This window comes from Flavobacterium sp. (assembly GCF_035456085.1).
Classification (GTDB): domain Bacteria; phylum Bacteroidota; class Bacteroidia; order Flavobacteriales; family Flavobacteriaceae; genus Flavobacterium.
This window is the reverse complement of record NZ_DATIDY010000258.1, coordinates 1-7,038: the sequence shown is the minus strand read 5'-3', so window position 1 is coordinate 7,038 and position 7,038 is coordinate 1. Positions and strand designations below refer to the sequence as shown.

The 7,038-nt window shown below is 33.7% G+C and carries 6 protein-coding genes; all 6 read left to right on the top strand.

Annotated elements, in window-relative coordinates:
- Positions 1 to 1,351: MBOAT family O-acyltransferase (locus VLC96_RS18580; protein ID WP_325265327.1), on the top strand; the 1,351-nt coding region annotated here is incomplete at its 5' end.
- Between the two features lie 481 nt (positions 1,352 to 1,832).
- Complete coding sequence (locus tag VLC96_RS18575) at positions 1,833 to 2,222, top strand: endonuclease domain-containing protein (protein ID WP_325265326.1); 390 nt, start codon at positions 1,833 to 1,835, stop codon at positions 2,220 to 2,222.
- Positions 2,223 to 2,700: 478 nt separating this feature from the next.
- On the top strand, positions 2,701 to 3,582 hold the full coding sequence (locus VLC96_RS18570; protein WP_325265324.1) for a hypothetical protein: 882 nt from the start codon (positions 2,701 to 2,703) through the stop codon (positions 3,580 to 3,582).
- Between the two features lie 93 nt (positions 3,583 to 3,675).
- Positions 3,676 to 4,824: a glycosyltransferase family 4 protein gene (locus VLC96_RS18565; protein ID WP_325265322.1), complete on the top strand. Its 1,149-nt coding sequence runs from the start codon at positions 3,676 to 3,678 to the stop codon at positions 4,822 to 4,824.
- A gap of 76 nt (positions 4,825 to 4,900) precedes the next feature.
- Entirely contained in the window at positions 4,901 to 6,439 is a 1,539-nt protein-coding gene (locus VLC96_RS18560; protein WP_325265321.1) for a glycosyltransferase family 2 protein, read from the top strand.
- 2 nt (positions 6,440 to 6,441) lie between these two features.
- Positions 6,442 to 7,038, top strand: a 597-nt coding sequence (locus VLC96_RS18555) for a glycosyltransferase family 2 protein (protein WP_325265320.1), incomplete at its 3' end; no start/stop codon positions are given.

Sequence of the window (7,038 nt, the reverse complement as noted above, 5' to 3'; positions counted from 1 at the left end):
CTCGCAAAATGCTTTATTGATTATTGCCAGCTATTATTTCTATTCTTGTTGGGATTGGCGATTTTTGTTTTTGTTGGTTTTCTCCACATTTTTGGACTATTATACAGGAATCCGAATTGAAAAAAGCGCCAATGATAAAGGGCGGAAGTTTTGGTTTTGGCTGAGCATAATTGTCAATTTGGGTTTTCTGGGGATTTTCAAATATTATAATTTCTTCTCGATTTCGTTTGCACAAATGCTGACCAGTGTTGGTTTTAAAGCGAGCCCACTTCTATTGAATGTGGTATTGCCTGTGGGAATTTCTTTTTACACTTTCCACGGCTTATCGTATGTAATTGATATTTATTACAAACGAATCAAAGCGGAATATAATTTTGTGGATTACTCGCTGTTTGTGAGCTATTTTCCGCTTTTGGTGGCTGGACCTATTGAGAGAGCGACCCATTTATTGCCGGAAATAAAAGTTAAACGTGAATTTGATTTAGAAAAAGCGAAAGAAGGCATTTGTCAATTAATTTGGGGATTGGTCAAGAAAGTGGTTATTGCTGATACTTGTGCCACATACGCCAATGCTATTTTTGATAATTATCCTTCAATGAACTCGCTATCTCTTATTTTGGGAGCGGTTTATTTTGCATTCCAAATTTATGGGGATTTCTCAGGCTATTCGGATATGGCCTTGGGAATGTCCAAATTGTTTGGGTTGGATTTGTTGCGAAATTTCAATTACCCTTATTTTTCAAGAGACATAGCTGAGTTTTGGCGACGTTGGCATATTTCGCTCACTACTTGGTTCAGGGATTATTTATACATTCCATTGGGTGGAAGTCGTGGTGGTACTTGGATGAAAGTCCGCAATACATTCATTATCTTTCTGGTAAGCGGTTTTTGGCATGGTGCCAATTGGACTTATGTAACTTGGGGATTTATTAACGCTTTGTATTTTTTACCATTGTTATTGTTAAGCAAAAACCGCAATAATCTTGAAGCAGTCGTTTTAAAATGGAACTTTCAATCGGTTGGTATAATTGGTAAGATGCTCTATACCTTTTCGCTGACTTGTATAGCCTGGGTGTTTTTTAGAGCCAATACCATAACTGATGCTTTTTTGTATTTGAAGCGAATTATCACTAACGGAGAATTCGCTTCTCAATATCTTGCCAACGAGCGTTACAATTATGAATTGTTGTTGATGGTTGGCCTGTTTGTTTTGGTTGAATGGAATAATAGATCGAAAGAGGAACCTATTTCTGGGAAGTACAATATGCTGAAACTGGCTTTGGCTATAACAGCGATTCTCGCTTTTGGAACTTATTCGGATTATAAAGAGTTTATCTATTTTCAGTTTTAGAAGAAACGGAGGATTTTCGCTTTACCCCCGACCCTAAAGGGTGAAAATGAAGAAATGGGGATTTTCGTTTTTCCCCAGCTCTAAAGGGAGCCGAAAACAATGAACTGATATTGTTTTTCTTTTTTCCACCCTTTAGGGTTGGGGAAAGAGAAAAGAAAGATGTCTATTTTCGTTTTGCCCCGACCCTAAAGGGAGGCGGAAATGAAAGAATTAGAGATTTTTGTTTTACCCCAGCCCTAAAGGGAGCCAAAAATGGAGGAAATGATTTGAAATATTGAATGATGTTGTTTCTTTTTTCCTCCCTTTAGGGTTGGGGAAAGAAAAAAGAAAGTTGAGGATTTTCGTTTTGCTCCGACCCTAAAGGGAATCAAAAATTAGGAAATGAGGATTTTCGTTTTACCCCGACCCTAAAGGGAGCCGAAAATGGAGATAGAGGAAAGAGAGACGAAAATGATTTTTTTGAATTAAAAAGTTTAAAAGTATGGATCAGAATCCGCTTAAACCAGATGATATGTGGAAAGGAGCAACACCACAGATTTTTTCAAATGCAGAAAAATTAAGAGCGAATCCAACTGAGGCTGAGGAAAAACTATGGATAGCAGTAAAAGATAATCAGATAGAAGGATATAAGTTTAGAAGACAACATCCAATAAGTATATATGTTGCTGATTTTTATTGTCATGCATTAAAGTTGGTAATTGAGATTGACGGAGATTATCATTTAGATCCAGAACAAAAGCTTCGTGATGATAAAAGGACAAGCGATATTGAATTTCAAGGACTGAAAGTAATTCGATTTAGGAATGAGGAAGTGCTAATGAAATTACCTGAGGTTATAAATAGAATTAAAGAGCTTATACCCCAGCCCTAAAGGGAGTCGGAAATGAAGGAATTGAGATTTTCGTTTTGCCCCAACCCTAAAGGGAGCCGAAAATACAAGAATGATGTTGTTTTCTTTTTTCAACCCTTTAGAGCTGGAGAAGAAAAAAGAAAGTTATGGATTTTCGTTTAGCCCCGACCCTAAAGGGAGACGAAAATAGAGGAAATGATGTTGTTTTCTTTTTTCACCCTTTAGGGTCAGTGGAAGAAAAAAGAAAGATGTGGATTTTCGTTTTACCCCAGCCCTAAAGGGAGACGAAAATAGAGGAAATGATGTTGTTTACTTTTTTCCACCCTTTAGGGTCGGGGGAAGAATAAAGAAAGATGTGATTTTCGTTTTACCCCAACCCTAAAGGGAGACGAAAATAGAGGAAATGATGTTGTTTTCTTTTTTCCACCCTTTAGGGTCGGGGGAAGAAAAAAGAAAGGAGACACAAAATTCTTTTATAGATAAATAGAATATAGTTTTAATGAAAAAGTTTTTATTATACATTTTAAAAGCACTAATCTTGACGATAGTAATTGCTATTGTCTTGGATTTCATCTATACTGCAGTCTATTTGCAGTCTGAGAATCGAGGAAAAATAGATCACGTTTACAACTCCAAAAACGAAAATTATGATGTAGTGATTTTAGGTTCATCCCGTGCCAATAATCATTTTGTTGCCCCAATGTTTGAAGAAAAAGGACTGAAAACTTTTAATTACGGAATGAGCGGTGGACATTTATTTGAGGCTTCATTACTATTGAAATTAATGATAGAACGAAACTATAAAATTAAAAATGTGATTCTTGAAGCCGATTTGAATTTATCAAGTGACCATCAAGCTGATGGAATTTCAGCTAAGTTTTTGCCTTATTTGTATAGATCGGAGATTATAAGAAAACATTTTGAGAAGGAAGAAAATTTTAACGAGTTGTATTATATTCCTTTTTATAGGTACATAAAATTTGATTCTCGTATTGGTATAAGAGAAACTTTTTTTACTTTGATTCATAAAAGATCAAGTTTGTTGGACAACAACGGTTATTATCCTTTAGTGAAAAATAAAAAAGGTAACATGAAAAATAATATTGTCAATTTGAAACCTTTAGAACATAATCAATATTATGAAGAAATCAAGCAAATTTGTAAAACAAATAATATCAATTTTATTGCCGTAATGACTCCAATGTGTGGGAATACTAAAGGTATTGATTATTTTGAAAAGGTTAAAAAACTATATCCTGAAATTCACAATTATGAAAATGTGGTTGTTGAGGACAAATATTTTTCTTCCTGCGGTCATATGAATGATACTGGAGCGAGAATTTTTACTGCTCGAATTTTAAAAGATTTTTTTAAGAAATAATAATGTGTCTCGACTGCGCTCGACATGACAAATCGTAAATGTTTAGTGTCAAATCGAAAGAAGTGGAGATTATGAAATGTGATGTTTAAATCAATGAAAATAGCCTTTTTAACACCTGAATACCCACATTCTAAAACTGGAAATTCGGGAGGAATCGGTACTAGCATAAAAAATTTGGCCAAGGGGCTTTTACAGGAAGGTTGTCAAGTTCGTGTCTTGGTTTATGGGCAAAAAGAAGAAGCAGTTTTTGATGATGACGGGATTGTAGTGCAACAGATACGAAATGTAAAATTCAGAGGTTTATCTTGGTGGTTGACACAAAAAAAAATAGAGAAGATCATCAATCAACTGCATGCAGATAAGGAAATTGATTTGGTTGAAGCTCCTGATTGGACTGGAATTACCTCTTTTATAAAACCCATGAAATGTCCTGTTATTATTAGACTGCATGGGTCTGACACTTATTTCTGTCATTTAGATAAACGGCCTGTAAAATGGAAAAATAAATTTCATGAAAAAAGAGCCTTAAAGAATGCTGATGGTCTTTTATCTGTAAGTCAGTTTACAGCCAATTTGACCAATGAAGTTTTTGGTTTGCAAAAGAACTTTATAGTCATTCCGAATTCAATTGATATTAATTCTTTTGAAAATGATAATAATATACAGGAAGTACCCAATACCGTTTTGTATTTTGGAAGTTTGATTCGAAAAAAAGGCTTGTTAGAACTGCCATTTATTTTTAATGAATTGATAGCACTTAATCCATCGGCAGAATTGGTCTTAGTAGGTAAGGATGTTCAGGATATTATTTCGGGTTCACCTTCTACTTGGGAGATGATGCAATCCTTGTTTACAGAAAAAGCCTTGTCTAATGTTAGCTATTTAGGAAGCGTCCCTTATCAGGAAATTCAAAAGCATATTAGTGCTTCAACGGTTTGTGTGTTTCCTTCTTTTGCGGAAGCGTTGCCTGTTTCATGGATTGAGTCTATGGCAATACAAAAGGCGATTGTGGCTTCCAATATAGGTTGGGCTACTGATGTAATTGATGATGGAATAAATGGTTTTTTGGTTAATCCAAAAAGTCATACTGAATATGCTTCGAAAATTAATATATTGCTTTCAGACACTCAATTGCGACAGGAGTTTGGACTTTTGGCCAGGGAGAAAGTAATTAAAAAGTTTAGTATTTCGGTTGTCGCACAACAAAGTCTGGATTTTTACAAACAATGCTCAATTAAATGAAATTATTGATAGAGAATAATAGGTTTAAAAAGTTATAAATATTTACATTCTCACAGTTTTCATAAAAAAATATACAATGATAGTTGTTTATCATAATAAAAATAAAGTTGTTGAATTTGCTAATACTGATTCCTTTATTACGGATAAATATCGTAATTTATCTATAGCTGAATCATTAATGTTATTAGCTAAAAAGGACCCTGAGAATATTTTGGTCTGGTGTCATCTCAGTTTAAAAGAGCAATTGAATATTTCTGAAATAGAGCAATTATTTCATCATAAAAAAATATTACTTTCCTATAATCCTAATACTTTGTTTTTTGATGAAAGAATTGGGTATGTTGAAGAGTCTCCTTTTATAAAGGTAAATAAGTCGGTTACTTTTCCAACTTGGCAAATGAGTAGTGCCGTTGGTTGTATTCCCGCCAAAGTGTTATTGGCTTTAAATAAGACTATTCCTTTGGATAGAGATTTTGATTATTTTTTATGTTCTCTGGCAAAATTATCTATGCCTAAAGGATTATTATGCTATTCTGAACCACAGCTTTTAAAACCAAAATTAGAATCAGAATATCTCCCAATAAAAACAAGTCCGTATACTCTTTTTCGTTTTGTTAAACAACATTATAGAATGCGTTGGATTTTTTTATTGTTGTTTAATTTGCTAATCTATGAACAAAAATTTCCCTTTTTGCCTTTCATTTTTTCTTTTTTTTACAAAAATAGGAGTAAATTAAATATTAGTTTAGATGGTGTTAAAGTTCAATCCTCTGCAAAAATAGTTCACAAAGCAACAGTGGATGTCATTATTCCAACTATAGGAAGAAAGAATTATTTATATGATATTTTGAAGGATTTAAAGGCACAAACACATCTACCTAAAAATGTCATTATTGTTGAGCAAAATCCAGATGTAGAAAGTAAATCGGAATTGGATTATTTGACGACAGAAGAATGGCCATTTGAAATAAAACATAGCTTTACGCATCAAGCAGGAGCTTGTAATGCTCGTAATTTAGCTTTGAATCAAATTGAATGTGAATGGGTTTTCTTGGCCGATGATGATATACGAATAGAGGAGGATTGTATTCAAAAATCTTTGCATCAGATAAATAAGTTTGGTGTTAAGGCAATTACCTTGAAATGTTTGCAAAAAGGGCAAAAACAAAAAGAGACTCCTGTTTTTCAGTGGGGGACTTTTGGTTCTGGTTGTAGTTTAATATTTGCGGATAGTTTGAAAGATTGTGTCTTTAAAGTAGGTTATGAATTTGGTTTTGGAGAAGATGGAGATTTTGGAATGCAATTGCGAAATCAAGGTTGTGATGTTTTGTTTTTGCCCAAACCTGAAATACTTCATTTGAAAGCGCCTATAGGAGGATTTAGGACAAAACCAGTTTTGCAATGGCATAACGACACTATTCAGCCTAAGCCTTCACCTACAGTGATGCTGTATAAGGTGTTACATAATACTATACCTCAGGTCAATAGTTATAAAACGACTTTATTTTTTAAGTATTATAGGCTTCAAAAGATAAAAAATCCTTTGGGGTATTATAATAATTTTCAAAAGCAATGGGATAGAAGTGTATTTTGGGCTAATGAACTAAATAAGTAACAATGAAATTCTCCTTAATTATTTGCACTTATATGCGTCCCGAACCTTTGCTTCAATTATTGCAATCGGTAAAAGAACAAACTCTACATCCAGACGAAATTTTAATTGTTGACGGATCTTTAAACAATGAAACTAAAATTGTTTTAGAGGAGAACCGATTCGAAAATCTAAACTATTTTTTGGTTGATGGTGCTAATCGTGGACTTACAAAGCAACGTAATTTTGGTATTTCGCATGTGGGTGCAAATATGGAAGTAGTTTGTTTTTTGGATGACGATACGGTTTTGGAAAAAGATTATTTTGAAGAGTTAATAAAGACTTTTAAATCTGACCTAACAATTACTGGTGTCGGAGGAGTAGCAATTAATGAAAATAATTGGGGAACTATAGAGACTAATAAAAAGTACAAATCCAAGAGATACTACTCTTTTGAAGGATATATTTATAAAGAGGGACAACGGAATGTAATCCGTAATTATTTAGGATTACAATCTAATTTGGGAGCAGGTAAAATGCCAAATTACTCCCATGGTCGAACTTGCGGTTTTCCTTTGAGCAATAAAACTTATGAAGTCGATTTGTTAATTGGAATGTCCATG

Excerpts from the sequence above, each read along its gene's own strand:
- VLC96_RS18570 (WP_325265324.1), top strand. The coding sequence starts at position 2,701 with ATGAAAAAGTTTTTATTATACATTTTAAAAGCACTAATCTTGACGATA.
- VLC96_RS18560 (WP_325265321.1), top strand. The coding sequence starts at position 4,901 with ATGATAGTTGTTTATCATAATAAAAATAAAGTTGTTGAATTTGCTAAT.
- VLC96_RS18565 (WP_325265322.1), top strand. The coding sequence starts at position 3,676 with ATGAAAATAGCCTTTTTAACACCTGAATACCCACATTCTAAAACTGGA.
- VLC96_RS18575 (WP_325265326.1), top strand. The coding sequence starts at position 1,833 with ATGGATCAGAATCCGCTTAAACCAGATGATATGTGGAAAGGAGCAACA.